Source organism: Streptomyces filamentosus (assembly GCF_014654895.1).
Lineage (GTDB): Bacteria > Actinomycetota > Actinomycetes > Streptomycetales > Streptomycetaceae > Streptomyces > Streptomyces filamentosus.
The window spans coordinates 1,578,059-1,594,185 of record NZ_BNBE01000002.1; the positions used below are offsets into that span (position 1 = coordinate 1,578,059).

The window sequence follows — 16,127 nt, forward strand, 5'->3', positions numbered from 1 at the left end:
TCCGGTCTCAGTGGGAGGTCAGGTACATCGCGTCGTAGACGGGTGACTCTTGGGCGTGCTTAATCTGGCCCAGGACCGTGTACCCCCACCGGAGATAGGCATCGTGGGCAGGCTGGTTGTCCGCGATGCAGGTCAGGGCTGTGACGCTCTCCTGTCGGCCGGAGATGACCGTGTCGTGGATTTGGCGGCCGAGACCGCGATTCTGCTGAGCGGGTAGCACCATCAGTTCCCGCAGCCAGAAGATGTCGCCGGAGTGGGCGAGTTCTTGCAGCGGTGCCGGACGCCGGTTGCCGAGGGACGTCCACCAGGGCTTGTCGTGGGGCAGGGTGGCGCCGTGGACGTATCCGGCGATCCGCCCGTCCAGGCGGGCTGTCACCGTCTCGAAGCCTTCGGTGTCGAATGCGGCCTCGAGTCGGCTCCGGAAGGAGTCGACGGAGAAGAAGGGGTCGCCGATGTAGGGCGGTGTGTCGTACACCGTGGCGTAGACGTCGACCAGCTCGGTGAGCATCGCCTTCGCTGACTGCGCGTCGTGCCGCTGGAACTCCGGGTCCACCGTCTGCACTCTCCTCTGCTTGCTCACGCGACGTGAGTTCGGATCTGTTCGAGTAGGTCCCCCACGCCGCGGGCGCGTCGATGGGGAATCAAGCCGTCATGAACGATCGTCAACTGCGCAGTCGTCCGGGTGGACGACATCCCGCTTTCGACGAGCTGGAGTGCCTGCGTCGCGGCGGCCAGGCCGTGGTCGATGTCGCCGTTCTGCACAGCCGCGACCGCGAGCCGGCCAAGGCACATCCCGCGGTTCCTGGAGTGGGCGACGTCCTGAAGCGTCTCAGACCGTGCGAGAAGCTCTTGAGCTCGAGCCACCTGTCCGAGGTCGAGCCGGCACATGCCCTCCAGACACGTCAGCTCGGCCAGGTTGAGGAAGTGCGCCCAGTCCGGGTCCAGCTCGTGGTCTCCGCGCTCCCACTCCTGCCAGGCGCGCCTGATGGCAGCCTCGGCGTTGAAGACGTCCCTGATGCGCGCGTGGCCCTGAGCCTCTCGGATGGCCAGCAGTGCGATAACGCGGCTCGGCGCGTTCCAGAGTTCAGCATGCCGCTGTCCGAGCTTGGCGAACCGCACGGCTTCCCGTCCCTTGTTCAGGTCGACGGCCTGGCGGGCCATGTTGCTCAGGGTGCGACTGGCCAGCACGTCGTCGCTGGTGTAGTTGGCCGCATTGAGTGCCTCGGAGAAGTACTGGCGGGCCTGGGTCTGCAGTCCTGCGTCGTAGCAGAACCATCCGAGCGAGGTCGTCAGCTTCCCCGCGAGCGCGTGCAGCCGCTGGCCCAGAGCCTCGTCGTAGATACCCCGGTCGATCATGTGGTGTGTCCAGAGCAGATGAGCCCTGGTCGGTCGCCACAGTCGATTCGCGCCGAACTGCTGGTCAATCGCGTAGTTGTCGTCGGCTGCGCCGGACAGCAGCTCGACCTCCTCCGGCGAGATTCGCCACTCGCCGCTGCGGTTGGTACCGGTAGTCGTCTCGGCCAGCCATGGGGGTGGCGCCTCATCCGTGAGAGGACTGGAGCCGGCGGCGAGCAGGAGAGGACCGGGTGATGCCTGGCTCACCAAAGGCACCGGCGTGAGAACCGCAGGACCCGCCTCCTCATCCGTTGGCGGGCGGAATCCCAGTTCCTCGACGGGGCAGTTCCAGTAGGCGGTCAATACCGCCCGGCTGTCAGGATGCGGCCAGGGAGGAGGGTCGGAGTTCTCCCACTTGGAGTACTGGCGGATCGTGAACGTAGGCGTCTTGCTCAAGCGCCCTTCTGCCCGAAGGCGTCGGGCAAGGGCTGAGAGTTCCCGTACGACGTCCTCTTGCGTGCGGTTTGCACGGGTGCGTAACCGCTTGAGTTCACGCATGGCCACCTCCTCACCGTCTGGATGGCCACACGGTAGCGACTTCGGCAACCTCGCGTGAGGGTTCGTCACCTCTATCCCCAGGTCAGAGGGAAAAGGCAGGCGAAAGGGCGGCCAAAGGGCGTGTAGGAGGCGGCCAGAGTTCCGGGGAAAAGACCTGTTCACCGCTCCAGTCGTTCGCTGCACTAGGTGACGTTATAGACACCGTGTGTTTCATCGCGATACGTGGGAGAGCTCATGGAGGTCGGCGAGGTCGCCGAGAGCACGGCTCTGTCCGTGTGGTTCTCCACGGCTACCCCGTGCCCGGATACGGCGGCCAGCTGGTGGCAGGAGAACCCTCACCTTCCACGCCGTCTTAAGTGCGGTGTGACCTTCGACGTCGTCATGGCAGATCGGCAGCTGATCGAAGCTGCCTACCGGCTCCTTGATCAGTACGAGCAGCCCCTTGGGCCCGCTGTGAGGTTCACCAGCCTCCGCTCCGCCGCCGTGTTGGTGCCGAGCGGCACAGTTGAGAGCTGGAGCAGTCTGGTGGCCGCCTCCCAGTGGCCGAGTGGGCACCCCAGGCCGGCTTGCCTCGGCCAAGGCCACGCCATCCTCGTGCCCGCCCCCGCCCCCCGATTGGCGACCGGAGTCGCACAGTGGCTCGTCCCGCCCGACGAAGGGCAGGCGATCGGCGGAGCGCCGCTGCTGACAAGCCCTGCGCCGCTCGCCCGATGCCTCGCCGAGGCTCTCACCCTCCACGCCCCCGCAGAGCCAACGCCACTGCGCCGTGCCGTGGCAGTGGTCAGGTCCGCTCTGCCGTCCTCCAGGAGGTCGTGATGGCGACGACACCAGCACAGACGCCGCGTACGGCTGTATCGGGGCGACTTCCTGGGGAACAGAATGGCTCAGGGGCGCTCGCTAGCGTTCTTCCAGTAGTTCTGAAGCATGTCGGCGGGCCATGGCGGCTGGTGCACCGTTCCGCGGGGAAGCATCTCCTGGAAGACCGGCGCCAGGTCGACGACGGGGGTGCCGGCGTCCGCGTCCAGATCCGTGACGCGCAGGTCCCGTCCCTCCACTCCCAGCAGCCGCGGGTAGGAGATTCCGATCCGAGCCGGCCGCCTATGGTTGCGGTGGACGAGGCCACCGGTGGCCGGCCAGTCCGGGTTTCCGCGGGGACTCCGTGGTTCGAGCTCGATGTCGCTGTCCGATCCGAGGCTGAAGTGCCAGACCACCTCCAGGTGGCTGAACTCCTCGATGCCCTGAAGGGCACTTTCGGGGATGCTCGGCACGAGGCGGATGATCGACTCGACTCCGCCCTTGTAGTCGTCAAGGCGACCGGTCTGGCCCCCTACGACCGTAGCGATCACCGGCACCTGGATGTACTGGTTGAACACGCTGCCCCTCTCCTGGGCCTTCTCCTCCGGCGCCGACGCAGGCGCGTTCCGCTCCGGGATTCATTACCGTACGGGTCACCTGTCTGCGAGGACGGCACGCGCTCGTGCGTCGAGGTCGGCGGCCGGACCTCCGCCTCGACGGAGGACGGGGCCAAGCGCGCGGCGCATCTGCACAACGGTCTCTCGGGCTCGCCCGGACTGGACCCCGGTCATCGTGTCGAGTGCCTGATGCCACGTGCTGCAGGCCGCTTCGAGTTGCCCCTGCTGGACCTGTACCTCCCCGAGGTATCCGAGGGTGACGGAGTGGGTCCGCTTGAACGGCGTTTGGCGGGTACGGACGCTTCGCTTGAACTGCTGCTCGGCTCCCTTCAGGTCGCCCATGTCCCGCAGCGCGGCGGCGGTCTCATGTGCGAGGCTCGCCTCGCCGAAGAACCACACCCGGGCGGGCTCGTCGCCATCCTGGGAGGCGCGCGAGAGATCGGACTCCGCACGGTTGAGCGCTTGTGCGGCCTGCTTCTTGGAGCCGGCGGCAGCCAGGCCGCGGGCGTGGACGACGCCGAGGAGGGCCTTCTCCCTCCAACAGGCTTCGGTGTAACGGCGGCTGGAAAGAGATCCCTCGGCCAGGCGTACGGCTTCCTGAGGCTGATGCAGGTCCACGGCCTGGTGGGCCATGGCCCGCAGCACGTGACCGGCGAGCGGCGCATCGCCGGCCTCCTCGGCCAGCTGGATCGCGAGAGTCAGCCACCGCAGCGCGATCGGATGTTCCCCGGCATCGAAGCTCGTCCAGCCCGCGAGGTAGGCGAGCTCGGCAGCGGCCGACGTCATGTCCCGGCGCAGGCCATCGGACGGGAAGCGTCCTCCCAGGAGTTCGGCGACGTCGGTGCGCAGGTAGGCGACCAGGGCGGCGCGCCCCACACCCCGGCCGCCGCGCTGCTGGTCCCGTCGGGACAGGAAGGCCGTCATCTCTCTCACGCTGGCGACGTCCTCGGCCGTTACCGTGTGCTGCGACAAGGGCTTGCGAGTGCGGGCGCGTTCGGCGGCTTCCTGCCACCAGCTTTCGGTGGGCAGGGCGAGGCCGGCGACCGAGTAGGCCGACTGTGCCAGCACCTGGCGCCGTGCAATGTCCATGTCCGTACTCCCGAGGGTCGCCAGCGTCGCGAGGGTGTCGACGCTCCACACCGGCGTCTGCGGGTCGGCGGCATCATCCGTTGCCAGCCCGATGTCGGTCAGCGTGATGGTGCGGCCGAGGCCACGGGAGAGCGTCTCGGCCAAGATATGCGCTGCACGGCCTTCCGGTCTGGCGCCACCGATCCAGCGGGCGATGCGGGAATGGTCGTAGCGCAGGAGCTCGGTCGCGCCGTTTTCTGCGGCGACAGCCCGGAAACGAGCGGCCAGTTGCCTCTGCGACAGGCCCCATTCCTGGACGATGGCTTCCAGTCGAGTGTTGCGTGTGCGCCCCATATGTGTGCGCCCCTGTCCCCGAAACGATCTTGCACCACGTGCACCACATCGGCGCGCCGGCCGGGATTCCCGTCGACCCTCGCACGCGGTTGTCTCGTAAAGACGATATTCCTCCACCGCTCTTGCCTTGCAACGGAATCGGCCACGTCATGCCTACGAGCTCGGACGGTGACCGGAATTGGCCCCTCTGGGGCTGAGAAGGGGAGCTGATGAACGTGCACGACTCCGTGGTCGACCTCCACTTGCCGGCCACTGCCACCCTGGTCGCCCGTGGTGTGCAGGGGCCTGACATCGCCGAAGGGGTTATGGCCGAGGTGTCGGGCTGCGTCTCGCTGACGTTGCGCGAGTGGCGCCCCTTCGAGACGGTGGCCGTGGTCTCGGCGGACCCGGCCGCTGTGCCCCAGGCCCGCCGACAGCTGCACCGGTTGATGTGCAGTTCCGGACTGTCGTCGGTCGCGGACGACCTCTCACTCGGCGCCCAGGAGCTGATGGCGAACGCAATGACCCATGGTTGCCGCGGACGGGCGGTAAGGGAGTTCACGCTGAAGGCGTCCTGCCAACGTGGACGTGTCCGGGTCGAAGTGCAGGACCCTTCCCCCGACCTACCGCTCCGTCCTTCTGCGAGCGACGACTGTGAGGGAGGCCGAGGACTGGTTCTCGTCAACGAGGTGGCCACGCGCTGGGGGGTCCAGCCCGGGCCCGGCCAAGGGCCAAGGCAAGACGGTGTGGATGGAACTGGACGCTGCAGACGAGGAGGCCGCGTCGTGAATCTCCGTCTGTCACGAGTCACCATTCGCCGGATGTCCGCTGAGGTGGCTGGCAGCTCCCGCTCTGTTGCAGCTCCTGTCAGGGAAACCTTGGCCCTGGTGCTTGACGAGAACGCGCCCGTTCTCGACGGCGACCGCGACATCGACGACGTCGTCCTCCGGCTGCGCGGCCACCTCATGGAACTCGGTCATGCCATGCCCGAGCCGCCAAGCCCGGCCATCGAGAAGGCGTTCAAGGCAGCCCGGCAGCTTGCGGACATCGACGTGGCGACGGGGCACGTCCAGGCTCGCGTTCATCTACGACAGTTGGCCGAAGCGGTGAACCTGGTCATCACCGAGCTGACCAACGCCGGCGCGATGTGCGGTCACCGACCCGAATGCCCCTCCGCTGAGAACCATGACTTCCAGGCCGCGCAGGTACGTGTTCGCCACTCCGAGATCGGATGCAGTGAGCTGTGCAACGATGTCCTCGTCTTCGACGACACCGGATGTCTCCTCCCGTCCGGGAAGGTCGTCGCCCCGCGGCGGCCTCTGCCTCTGGTCAAAACCGGCCCAAAGGCGGTGACGTCGTGATCCTTACGCGCCTGGCTTCTCCCGCTGGGCAGGATCTGGGAGTCCGGCTCCTCGCCCCCGAGGAGGCGTGCGACTTCGAGTACTGGGCCGCGCGGCTCGTCCACGTTGAGCTTCTGCGCAACGCGGTAGCGGTGGCCCTGTACCGGCTCCCCCTCCTCGCGGTCCCGGCCGGCATGGGACGCCGCGGCGGTCGCATGGACATGGGCTTCGCCGGCTACGCGGAACTCGCCGCGCGCGAGCTTCACGGACGCCCGGGCTTCCACGGCGTCGCAGCGGTAGGGACAGACGTCGTATGGGGCGAGCCGGTCCCCCAGGACCTGCCCCCCGATGCCCGACGCCAGTTCTTCGGCCTTCATGCACAGCCCCAGAACCGGCCGTTGACCGCCTACCAATGGCAGGTGCGCCATGCCTAGACCGCCGTCGGCAAAGCGATCAAGGACGTGGCGACCGAGCCGTCTTCAGGTCCGCATCGCGGTCTTCGTCCTGGCCATGATCACCATCAGCTATGCCGGATCCGGGCCGACACCGTGGTGACCACCCCCGGTCTGATCATCACCCTTCTCATCGTGACGGTCATGGGCCTCCTCATCCACTTCGGAGCGCGAACCGGCCGGCCTTGGCCGCCTCGGCCGGACCAGAAGCCCTCGCCGCAACCGCACGAGCGCCCCGATCACCACAGTCCCTCCCCGTCACGCGACCTGTCCTGACTCATCCGAACGACGCCACAAGGACCCAGTTCCATGCTTCACGCCGTTCCCGCGTCACCCACTGAGGCGCCGCAAGCGCCCGCCCGGATCGTGACGGGCCTCTACCTGCGGTGCCTGCGTGAAGCGAGAGGCACCACGCTCGAGGACGCGGCCCACGCGGTAGGGGTGTCGTCCTCCGCCGTCAGTCGGTGGGAGCGTGCCGAGTCCCCCATTCGGAAGGAAGCGCTGAAGACGCTGCTGACGCGCTACAGGGTGGTGGGGAAGCACGCCGACTTCCTGATGCTGCACATGCCTCCGCAGAGCTACAGCCGCGACCAGCGCGACGAGGAGGGCCTCGCCCGGCGAGCCCCGCACGACTGCTGGGCGGATGTGGCCGACCACGAGGCGACGGCCCGCTACATCGCGGTAATGCGGACAGCGAGCGAGGTGACCCAGTTCTGCATGGCGGTCCCGGCCGGCCTGCGCACCCCGACGTACCAGCAGATCGTGCTGGCCCCCGATGTCTGTGCCACCCCCGATGAGCCCGTACTCGGACTGCCGCCATGGGTGCACCGGGTTCCGTGGGCCGCAGGCCAGCAGCGCACCGTGCTGCTAGACGAGACCGAGCTGACCAGTGGCGGCAGCCAGCCCGAAGTAGTGGCCGGCCAGCTTCGGCATCTGGCCGACCTCGTGAGCCGGGAGGAATCCGGCGTCCGGGGCCCGGTCGTCCGCATCCTGCCGATGAGCCCGCTCCTTTTCGTCCACACGGTCGGCCCGTACGCGGAGGTGACGCTCCACGGGCACCGTCTGGTGACGAGCGTCGGTCTCTTCCCCTTCTACGAGACCGGCTCCGGCGCCGCCCAGACCATGAGCGCCGGGCTGCGGGAGGCCGTGGCGGCCGCGTGCAGTCGCGAGGAGACCTACGACCGGCTCGTACGCGCGGCCGACACCATGCAGCGGAGGGCCACCTCGTGATCCTCGCCCGGCTGCTCACCCACCTGCTCGCCGTCACGCCGCCTGACGTGCCCATGGCCCGGCTTCTCCTCCTCGATGAAGAGGCCTTCACACGGCGTGTCCGTACCCCGCCTCACGCTGACAGCGACGGTCCTGAGATCCGGCGCTCCGGGCACAGGGGCGCAGGCACGGCCCCCCGCGCCTGGGCCTTCCTTACCTCGGCTGGAGGCCGCACGCCATGACCGCGATGCTGAGCGCCCAAGCCTCCCACTGCCCGGTGTCCCCACCGCGGCCGGAGCCCGCGATCGTGATGCGGTCCAACCAGCGGATCCACGCCCCAAGGCTCCGTGTGAGCCGGGACGGCCTCACCTACGACGGTGCCGGGCCGGCAGACCGCGACCCTGAAGGGTTCCTGTGGCCGCAGGTCATCGGCCCGGAGACCGGCCGTTACCTCTACGCGGACGTCAACCCGGTCAAGCAGCGCCTCGCGATGCAGAGTCCACGCCAGCTGCTGTGCCAGGTCGGGATGGGCCCGGCGACCAGAACCGCGGCCGGCGTGCTGTGGCTCGTGCCCAAGGCCATCGGCACGGCCCAGGATCCGGTCCACCCGCGGTGGCCGGAGATAAGAACGACCGAGCCCCCGGTGTGCGCCTTTCACGCGCCGCACGCCGCTCGCGACTGCAAGCGGATGCGCCGTTTCGGGTATGGCGCCTTCTTCGTCCGCGAGGCGGAGCTCGTCGCCGTCGAGGGCACCGTCTACCGTCCGTCGCCTGCCGGTGGCATCCACGTCTTCAAAGGAGCGGTGTGCGAGCTGGACCCGTCCGACCAGGAGGAGCAGCCCGAGAACACCGTTGATCCGCGTTTCATGCTCGCCCGTCATCTGGTGCGGCACCTTCGTGGCATGACCCCGGTCGATCTTTCCGACCCGGACCTCTGCCTCAACGCTGTCCCCTGCAATCAGGAAGAGGGGTGAGCAGCGTGCTTGTACGCCTTCTTCCCGCAGCCCGGGCCAGCGACTACCAGCAGTTCCGTTCGATCCTGGATGATCCCGCCCTGGCGGATGAGGGAGTCGCGGTCCAGACCTGGGGCTCCCCTTTGCTTCTCGTTCCGGTTGGCGGCCGGCGTCGAGGCGGCTACTACCCGGCGGCGACCTGGAGTACCACCCTGCAGGTCTGGCTCCGCATCCGGCACCGGCATGGCTTTCCCCGGACACGGATCCGCTGGTCCCGCCATCTCGCGATGTGCCACAACGTCATCTGGGGCGCCGAACCCCCGCAAGAGGGCGACAGGGCGCGCGGCCGGTTCTACGGCTACAGCGAGACGGCGATCAACGACTTCCTCTCTCGCTCCCCGTACGTACAGGAGATGCCCGATGCCCCCGCATGACCCGGACCACGAGGCCGGTTCCCCGCACCTGAGGTTGTGCCGTCCGCTGCACGGAGGGCCCGCTGGCCCGTACGGCAGCGACGACTGGACCCAACGCCCCGCCGTCGCCCGGGTCACCGACTACCTCATGGGCGGGACCGACAACTACGAGGTCGACCGGGAGTTCACCCAGCGGCTCCTGGCCGTCGCCCCGCCACTGCGGGCAACGGTGCAGATCAGCGGCGAGTTCCGGCCCCGGGCCGTGGCCGTGCTCGCACAGGAGCTGCGGATCGGGCAGTTCATCGAGCTGGGGTGCGGCCTGTCCTCGTACGGCCTGCCATCCACGCGGCAGCCCCGGGAGAGCAGACTCCCTTGGCCGGCCCACACCTACGACGTCGCGCGGGCGTTCCATGACAAGCCCCGGGTCGTCTATGTGGACAACGACCCCCGCGTAGCGGGTCACGCCAACGTCAGCCTGGCCGAAGAGCCCGGCACCCGGCACCTGCACGCCGACGCCCGTGACGTGACCGCGCTGCTCGCCTCGGACGCCTGCCGGGTCCTCGACTTCGACCAGCCCGTCGCCGTCCTCGCGCACGACCTGTTGCCGTGGATGGACGATGCTGACGCGGCCGAGATGATGCACGCGCTGCGCGGGCAGCTCCCGGTCGGCAGCGCCATCTCGGTGACCCACGCGACCACGGACGTGGCGCCCGGGATGATGGCGGCGCTCGTCGGGCACTACGCGGACGCCGGCATCCTCTACCGGCCGAGGACGCTGCAGCAGATCCAGTCGCTGCTCGGTTCGTGGACCGTCCTCTCGCCCGGTGCCCTGCCGACCGGGTTGTGGCGCCGGGACCAGAAACTTCCGCCCGGCATGGGCCCCTCGGCGGAGAAGAGCCACCGCTTGCCCCCAGGTGACTACTCCCACGCCTACGCCGCCATCATCACCGCCCCGTAACCCAAGGAACTGTCATGTGTATCCACGAGCCGCGCTGCCCCGGCGCCGAAGCCGCCGACCGCGAGGCCGCGCTCCTGCGGGCGCACCACCCCGAGCAGGGCTGGAGCCTGCTGTGCAACGGCGTCCTGCTCTTCGAGGACACCGGTGAGCTCCTCCCCGACGGGCAGGTCGTCGCCCCGCACCGCGCCATGCCGAACGGGGCGGTGGCCGCGTGAGCCTCATCCCCGCCCCCCGCAAGCCCGCCGAGATGCCCCTGCCGAAACGGCGTGCGGGCCGGATCGAGGACCACGCCTACCTCGGCAACATGCGCACCGGCGCGCTGGTCGACCGGGACGGCAGCGTCGCGTGGATGGGCCTGCCGCGCTTCGACTCCAAGACGCACTTCACCAGCATCCTGGGGACCGAGGACCACGGACTGTGGCGCATCGGCCCCGTCGGCCCGGACGGCGCGGCGCCCGCGGCGGACCGGCGGCGCTACCTCGAAGACACCCTCATCCTCGAGTCCGTCTGGACCACCGAGGCCGGCACCGTCAAGGTGATCGACTTCATGCCCACCACCGGCGACGCGGCGCAGCTGGTCCGCATCGTCCAGGGCGTCAGCGGCCGCGTCGCCATGCGCTCCGTTCTGCGGGCGCGGACGGGCTACGGACGCACGACGCCGCAACTCGTCTTCGGCGGGCGCCGGGTGAGCGCCAGCCTGGACGAGGGCAGGCTGTGGCTCGACGCGGACGTCCACCTCGGCGCGCGCGGCGATGACCTGCACTCCGAGTTCGCCGTGTCCGAGGGCGAGCAGGTGGCCTTCACTCTGTCGTGGCAGCCGGACCAGACCCCGCCGGCGCTGCCCGCGCCCGCCGCCCTGCTGCGGCAGTCCGCGGACTTCTGGACCACCTGGGCCTCGCGCTGCACCCACACCGGCGCCCGCCGCGACGAGGTCATCCGTTCGCTGATCGTGCTCAAGGCGCTCACCTACGAGCCGACCGGCGCCATGGTGGCCGCCCCCAGCGTCTCGCTGCCCGAGGAGATCGGCGGCACCCGCAACTGGTCCTACGTGTACTGCTGGCTGCGCGACTCCGCGTTCGCCGCCGAAGTCCTTGCCGAGTTCGGCTACCGGCAGGAGGTGCAGGACTGGATCGGCTGGCTCACCACCGTCATCGGCGACGACTTCGACAACCTGCAGATCATGTACGGAGTCGGTGGCGAGCGGGACCTGGCCGAGGAGGAACTCGACTGGCTGCCCGGCCACGCCGGTTCCCGTCCTGTACGGATCGGCAACGGCGCGGCGGGGCAGCTCCAACTCGACGTGTTCGGCGAAGTCGTCTGCGCCCTGTACAAGGCGCAGCAGCGCTATCCGGACCTGGCGCCGGCGGTGGCACCGCTCATCACCGGGCTCGTCCAGTGCGTGGAGACGCTGTGGCGGGAGCCGGACGAGGGGATCTGGGAGATCCGCGGACCGCGCCGTCACTTCGTCCACTCCAAGATCATGGCCTGGGCGGCCCTCGACCGGGCCGTCCGGTTCACCGAGGCCGGCCACATGGACGGGCCGTTGGAGCACTGGCGCGCGCTGCGCGACGAGATCCACCGGGACGTCTGCGAGAAGGGCTACCACCCGCAGCGCAACACCTTCACCCAGTACTACGGCTCCACCGAGCTGGACGCCGCCCTCCTGCACGCCCTGAACTCCGGGTTCCTGCCCGCCGACGACAAGCGGGTCATCGGCACCATCGAAGCGGTTCAGCGGGATCTGTCCATCAAGGGCGGCTACCTGCTGCGCTACCGCACCAGCGACGACGGACCGGGCGTCGACGGCCTGACCGGCCACGAGGGCACCTTCCTGATCGGGATGGGCTGGCAGATCGTCGCGCTCCGCAGCATCGGCCGCCTCGTCGAGGCGGAGATCCTCACCGACGCCCTCCTCCATGCCAGCAACGACGTCGGACTGCTCTCGGAGGAGTGGGACCCGCACGCCGAGCAGCAGCTCGGGAACTTCCCACAGGCCTTTTCGCACATCGCCGCCCTTTTGGCGCTGGCGGTCACACCCACCGCGGCGGAGCCGGATTCGGCGGGGGTGGCAGTCCGGTGAAGACCCTGAGCCCCCCGGCATACGCGCCGTACGACGTTGTCCCCACCCGCCGATCGTCGGCAACGCTCGTCGTGCCGTGCCAGGCAGGGGCCGGACCGGCCGTCCTCGTCCGGCCGCCGGTGAAGGTCCTGGTGCGGCGGCTGCGACAGATACTCCACACCGGCGTCTACCTCGCCACGCTCCATCTGCCCGTCGGCATCGTGGCGTGGGTGTACGAGCGCCAGCCCCGGTCCCGCAGGCGCCGCCTCGCCCCGGACCTCGAGCCGGTCCTGTCCCTCTTATGGGTCGGCACCGTCATCGGCGGCCTGGTACTGGTCGTCGTGATCACCGCTGACGCCGCCGCCACACCCGCTGGATCGACCCCCGCGGCCTCGGACCACCTCGCTGCCGAAGTGCAGTCGCCCCTCGCGGCGACCAACGCCACGGCGGCACCTGGCGGCACCGGCCACGCAACCGATGGTGGAAGGGCGGAAGCCCTCGGGCAGTTCCCTGCGCGGACATCCTTCTTGGTGCCGTCCGCGCAGCCGCTGTATCCGGCCGGTCCGACTTGACGTCCTCTGCTTCGCTCAGAACGCGCGGAGACTCCTCCGTGCGTGCCACGAGGTACACCGCACTCCCCCAGCAGACTCAGGAGATCAGCATGACCAGGACGGCCGCACCGTCCTTGACGGCCAAGGACTGGAACGGCCTCTATGCCTCCGGGAAGGCGACACCCCGGCTCATCGGCGACGGTGAGAGCCGGTCCGCCCACAGCAGGTTGTCCCTGGTCCGCGATATGAGAGCGGTCGATCTCGGCTGCGGCACCGGGAAGTGGACGCGACAGCTCGCCGCCTGGGGCCTGGACACGATCGGCTTGGACTTCTCCCAGGTCGCCCTGGAGCAGGCCCGCGCGGCAGTGAGCCACGCCCGCTACGAACTGTGGGACATCGACAGCAACGCGACCCCGGGCCTGCTGCTCCCGGGCAGCATCGACATCGTCTCCTGTCGGCTCTCCTTCTCGTTCTTCGACCGGTCCCGGCTGTTGCCGAACGCGCGGCGGTGGCTGACTCCACGAGGCCAGCTCTACATCCTCACCAACGTCACCGATCCGCACGCCGGGAATCTCTCTCCATTCGAGTGCGGAATGAGCGAGGAGGAGATCGGTTCCCTCGGCAGTGACGGCTGGCATGTGCGGGACGTGTTCCGGTTCAACCGTCGGGTGGGGATAGTCCTCCAACCGTCCGGATCGCCTGGTCCGTGAAGACCCTCCCCGCCACGGGGCACACGCCAGAGCCCAGCTCAGGTACGGCGCGACAACACGCCCGTTCGGGCACCCCGTCCTGGGCACCGAGAGCCTGTGAGGGCCCCCGGCCACCGGAATGGCAGCCGTTTCGTACCAGCAGCCTGGTGATCGTTCTGCGGAGCGGAAGCGGCACCTTCCCACGCGGCCCCAGTATTTGATCGACAACCCATTGAGAAGGGCAAGTTCCCATGAGCATGGCGTCACCGACACAGTTCGCTCCCGGTACCGTTCGTGTTCCGACGGACTCGGCCGACGACGTCTGGCCGTGGGCGGACGAGGGCGACCCGGAGTGGTCGTGGCTTCCTCAGTCCCGTACCGTTCCGGTCCCCTGTGGGACGTACTTCGACGCCGTCCGCATGCCGGCCGACATCGCCGCGCCCGTACTCCGGCGCCTCAGCAACGGTACGGGGCCGGTCCTGGCCAACGACGTCACCCGCGTTTGGTGGTACCTCCTGCCGCTCGGGGAAGCCGAGCCCGGCCTGTGGGCGGCCGGGGTCCGGGTCCTGCGCCGGGGCACCGTCATCGGCATACCGCCGCGTGAGGTCACGGGAGGCAAGGACGTCCACTGGGTCGTCACACCCGGAATCCACACCACCTCCGCGACCCGGCTACGCGAGGCCCTGATCGCTGCCGAGACCGCCCCCTCCCTCCCCGCGCTCCGCCCGGTGAACCGCCCCGTCTCACCGGCGAGTCCTCTGGCCCCGGTGCCGGACACAGCAGCGCTGCCTTTGAATCCCCGGCCGCTCACACCGACGCAGCTGCGCACCGGCCGACTCCTGCTCGCCGGGAACACCAATCAGGAGATCGCCGCCGAACTGCAGGTGTCCGTGACGACCGTGCGCGATCACCTGAAGGGCATCGGCTACCGGGCCGGCGGAACCACCCCGGCCGGCCGAGCTGCCGCCCTCCTGGCCAGCGGGCATCTCCCACCGCCTCAGACCGCCATGGCCACGTCCGACTTCACCTCCGACGACCTGGCCCTCATCCGAGCCGTCGCAGAGCTCTCCCACCCGGCCAGCGTGCCGATGCACCTGCGCGACGCCGAGGAGGACCACCTCGCGCGGCTTCGACAGGCGGCCGGAGCCAGGAACAACGCGCACCTCGTCGCCCTGGCCTGGACACAGCTCACCGCTGCCCAGAACCGCCCGATCGCGATGTCAGGCACGGAGGCATCATGACCCACCTCAACAACTCCGTGGCCGTCAAGGAGTCCGGAATGACGCAGCCGCAGCCCCGTACCCTGCTGCAGCATCTCCTGGAGACCACCCCCGGGCTGAACTGCACGACATGGGCCCGGTTTCAGGTTCTGTGGGGACGCATGGCGAGCGAGGCAGCACAGGGCTTAGGACTCCCGAAGCTCGCCCATGTCCGGGTATCGCGTTCCAGCTACCAGCGGTGGCTCTCCGGCGCCCACGTCACCAAGGGCGACACGGCGGTGATCCTGGAGTGGTACTTCGGCAAGAGCGCTGCCGAGCTGGCCCGGCCCGTACCCCGCCGGGAGATCGTGCGGCCCAGCCCGCTGGGCCCGAGCACCCTTACCGCCGCCACGCGGGCCCTGGACTACACCTGGAACACCTCCCGGTACGTGCCGGGCGAGCCGAACACCGGCGTCATCGGGACCTGGGAGCTCTCCGGCGGCCGGCACTTCGACGGGACGGCCATCGGCTTGCAGCTGTACGAGGCCGCGCCCGACGGCGATCAGGTCGAGCTCAAGGAAGCCGACCTGCCGCACCTGCAGTCCTACGTCCGATCGTCGCGCCGTGGCGTGGTCCTCGCCTCCCTCTGCACCGCGGGCGAGACAGGCCTGTATCTACTGGACGCCGCGCACGCCCGCCGTCAGCTCACCACCGGTCAGGTTCCTCGCATCCCTGCCGCCTACCAGCTGGACGACCTGACCTTCTCGCTCACGCGGGCGCTGTACGTCCTGGACGACGGCATGCTCGCCGACGATCTGCCGCTGTCCGACCGGGCAGAGGAGCTCGGCTACTACGTCAAGACCGGCGACTCGGCACCGCCGAGGTCGGACATGCCGGAACTCTCCCCCGTTGGCGCCGCGTGGCTCGGCTCCACCCTGTGCGCGCAGTACATCACCCGGCGTCTCGACGAACTGCCTGCCATCCCCGTGTTCTGGACCCGGGAAGCCACCGGCGAAGAGTGCGCTCCCTGGCTCCTGTTCCGTCACAAGCACGAGTACCTCCAGGCCGTGGCCAGCCGCTTCGCCGGCGCGGCCAGCCCTCTGGGACGCGCCTTCTGCGTCCCAGAACAGGCCGTGCACAGCACCGAGCCCCACGAGCGGATCCTGCTGCTCCTCACCGTCGCCATGATGGAGATGCACCGGATCACGGTGTGGATCACCAACGACCCGGCCTACACCCAGACCGAAGGGTTCGTCCTGGCCCAGAACCGGGCCATCCTGGCCAACTGGGTACGCGAGGACTCCTCCGTGTGGCGAGTTGCCACCACGAGCGCCGCACAGGATGTCGCCCCCTACCGGGAGGCGATCGCGCACGCCCAGGCCCACAGCATCGTCGACGCGCCCACTCCTGCCGCCCGGCTGCAGGCGCTGGCCGAGTACCTCGAGCTGGACTGGACATGGCTGGTCGCCCGGTGCCGCGCGCTCGGCGAGAGCGGGATCACCGGCATGCTGCGGCCCCGCAGCCGCCATCTCACGCTCACGGCGCTCGACCAGACTCTGCGCTTCCTCGGCGCCATGTAGGCAGCCGCAGTGGAGGTCG

At 69.2% G+C, this 16,127-nt stretch carries 16 protein-coding genes and 1 pseudogene; 13 read left to right on the forward strand and 4 right to left on the reverse strand.

Annotated elements, in window-relative coordinates; translation table 11 throughout:
- Positions 1-7: 7 nt before the first annotated feature.
- From IE326_RS26045 to IE326_RS26060, 4 genes are all read right to left on the reverse strand, one after another.
- On the reverse strand, positions 8-580 hold the full coding sequence (locus IE326_RS26045) for a GNAT family N-acetyltransferase (RefSeq protein WP_190043208.1): 573 nt from the start codon (positions 578-580) through the stop codon (positions 8-10).
- Positions 577-1,893, reverse strand: a complete 1,317-nt coding sequence (locus tag IE326_RS26050) for an NsdA family TPR-like regulatory protein (protein WP_190043209.1) — start codon at positions 1,891-1,893, stop codon at positions 577-579. Before IE326_RS26050 ends, IE326_RS26045 begins: the two co-directional genes overlap by 4 nt.
- 884 nt (positions 1,894-2,777) lie before the next feature.
- Positions 2,778-3,266: a TrmO family methyltransferase domain-containing protein gene (locus tag IE326_RS26055; protein WP_190043210.1), complete on the reverse strand. Its 489-nt coding sequence runs from the start codon at positions 3,264-3,266 to the stop codon at positions 2,778-2,780.
- A 75-nt stretch (positions 3,267-3,341) separates the two neighbouring features.
- Positions 3,342-4,727, reverse strand: a complete 1,386-nt coding sequence (locus IE326_RS26060; RefSeq protein ID WP_190043211.1) for an NsdA family TPR-like regulatory protein — start codon at positions 4,725-4,727, stop codon at positions 3,342-3,344.
- Positions 4,728-4,936: 209 nt separating this feature from the next.
- Here IE326_RS26060 and IE326_RS41000 point away from each other — a divergent pair, with 209 nt between their 5' ends.
- From IE326_RS41000 to IE326_RS26120, 13 genes and pseudogenes are all read left to right on the forward strand, one after another.
- Positions 4,937-6,067 (forward strand): DUF5999 family protein, encoded by a 1,131-nt coding sequence (locus IE326_RS41000; RefSeq protein ID WP_190043212.1) that lies wholly within the window; start codon positions 4,937-4,939, stop codon positions 6,065-6,067.
- The gene (locus tag IE326_RS26070) at positions 6,064-6,480 is read left to right on the forward strand and encodes a DUF6302 family protein (protein WP_190043213.1); all 417 of its coding nucleotides are present in this window, start codon (positions 6,064-6,066) and stop codon (positions 6,478-6,480) included. The genes IE326_RS41000 and IE326_RS26070 overlap by 4 nt, the downstream gene beginning before the upstream one ends.
- A 327-nt stretch (positions 6,481-6,807) precedes the next feature.
- Positions 6,808-7,023 (forward strand): annotated as a pseudogene (locus IE326_RS41920) (helix-turn-helix domain-containing protein); the annotation flags it as partial.
- Positions 7,024-7,026: 3 nt separating this feature from the next.
- On the forward strand, positions 7,027-7,728 hold the full coding sequence (locus tag IE326_RS26075) for a Scr1 family TA system antitoxin-like transcriptional regulator (protein WP_229915627.1): 702 nt from the start codon (positions 7,027-7,029) through the stop codon (positions 7,726-7,728).
- 217 nt (positions 7,729-7,945) lie between these two features.
- The gene (locus IE326_RS26080) at positions 7,946-8,680 is read left to right on the forward strand and encodes a hypothetical protein (RefSeq protein WP_229915628.1); all 735 of its coding nucleotides are present in this window, start codon (positions 7,946-7,948) and stop codon (positions 8,678-8,680) included.
- Complete coding sequence (locus tag IE326_RS26085; RefSeq protein ID WP_190043215.1) at positions 8,677-9,093, forward strand: DUF6302 family protein; 417 nt, start codon at positions 8,677-8,679, stop codon at positions 9,091-9,093. Before IE326_RS26080 ends, IE326_RS26085 begins: the two co-directional genes overlap by 4 nt.
- Positions 9,080-10,030, forward strand: a complete 951-nt coding sequence (locus tag IE326_RS26090; RefSeq protein WP_190043216.1) for an SAM-dependent methyltransferase — start codon at positions 9,080-9,082, stop codon at positions 10,028-10,030. The genes IE326_RS26085 and IE326_RS26090 overlap by 14 nt, the downstream gene beginning before the upstream one ends.
- Positions 10,031-10,044: 14 nt before the next feature.
- The gene (locus IE326_RS26095) at positions 10,045-10,245 is read left to right on the forward strand and encodes a DUF5999 family protein (protein WP_190043217.1); all 201 of its coding nucleotides are present in this window, start codon (positions 10,045-10,047) and stop codon (positions 10,243-10,245) included.
- Positions 10,246-10,277: 32 nt separating this feature from the next.
- On the forward strand, positions 10,278-12,110 hold the full coding sequence (locus tag IE326_RS26100; protein ID WP_229915696.1) for a glycoside hydrolase family 15 protein: 1,833 nt from the start codon (positions 10,278-10,280) through the stop codon (positions 12,108-12,110).
- Between the two features lie 71 nt (positions 12,111-12,181).
- Positions 12,182-12,661 carry a hypothetical protein gene (locus IE326_RS26105; protein ID WP_229915629.1) on the forward strand — a complete coding sequence of 160 codons (480 nt, stop codon included), beginning with the start codon at positions 12,182-12,184 and terminating at the stop codon, positions 12,659-12,661.
- Positions 12,662-12,750: 89 nt separating this feature from the next.
- Positions 12,751-13,350, forward strand: a complete 600-nt coding sequence (locus IE326_RS26110; protein ID WP_190043219.1) for a class I SAM-dependent methyltransferase — start codon at positions 12,751-12,753, stop codon at positions 13,348-13,350.
- A gap of 398 nt (positions 13,351-13,748) precedes the next feature.
- Complete coding sequence (locus tag IE326_RS26115) at positions 13,749-14,570, forward strand: helix-turn-helix transcriptional regulator (RefSeq protein WP_190043220.1); 822 nt, start codon at positions 13,749-13,751, stop codon at positions 14,568-14,570.
- A complete protein-coding gene (locus tag IE326_RS26120; protein ID WP_190043221.1) occupies positions 14,567-16,108 on the forward strand; it encodes a transcriptional regulator, XRE family protein in 1,542 nt (513 codons plus the stop codon). Before IE326_RS26115 ends, IE326_RS26120 begins: the two co-directional genes overlap by 4 nt.
- The last annotated feature ends 19 nt before the right edge of the window (positions 16,109-16,127 follow it).

Coding starts and splice junctions, on each gene's coding strand:
- IE326_RS26110 (WP_190043219.1), top strand. CDS start 12,751: ATGACCAGGACGGCCGCACCGTCCTTGACGGCCAAGGACTGGAACGGC.
- IE326_RS26050 (WP_190043209.1), bottom strand. CDS start 1,893: ATGCGTGAACTCAAGCGGTTACGCACCCGTGCAAACCGCACGCAAGAG.
- IE326_RS26060 (WP_190043211.1), bottom strand. CDS start 4,727: ATGGGGCGCACACGCAACACTCGACTGGAAGCCATCGTCCAGGAATGG.
- IE326_RS26100 (WP_229915696.1), top strand. CDS start 10,278: ATGCCCCTGCCGAAACGGCGTGCGGGCCGGATCGAGGACCACGCCTAC.
- IE326_RS41000 (WP_190043212.1), top strand. CDS start 4,937: ATGAACGTGCACGACTCCGTGGTCGACCTCCACTTGCCGGCCACTGCC.
- IE326_RS26080 (WP_229915628.1), top strand. CDS start 7,946: ATGACCGCGATGCTGAGCGCCCAAGCCTCCCACTGCCCGGTGTCCCCA.
- IE326_RS26090 (WP_190043216.1), top strand. CDS start 9,080: ATGCCCCCGCATGACCCGGACCACGAGGCCGGTTCCCCGCACCTGAGG.
- IE326_RS26115 (WP_190043220.1), top strand. CDS start 13,749: ATGCCGGCCGACATCGCCGCGCCCGTACTCCGGCGCCTCAGCAACGGT.
- IE326_RS26120 (WP_190043221.1), top strand. CDS start 14,567: ATGACCCACCTCAACAACTCCGTGGCCGTCAAGGAGTCCGGAATGACG.
- IE326_RS26095 (WP_190043217.1), top strand. CDS start 10,045: ATGTGTATCCACGAGCCGCGCTGCCCCGGCGCCGAAGCCGCCGACCGC.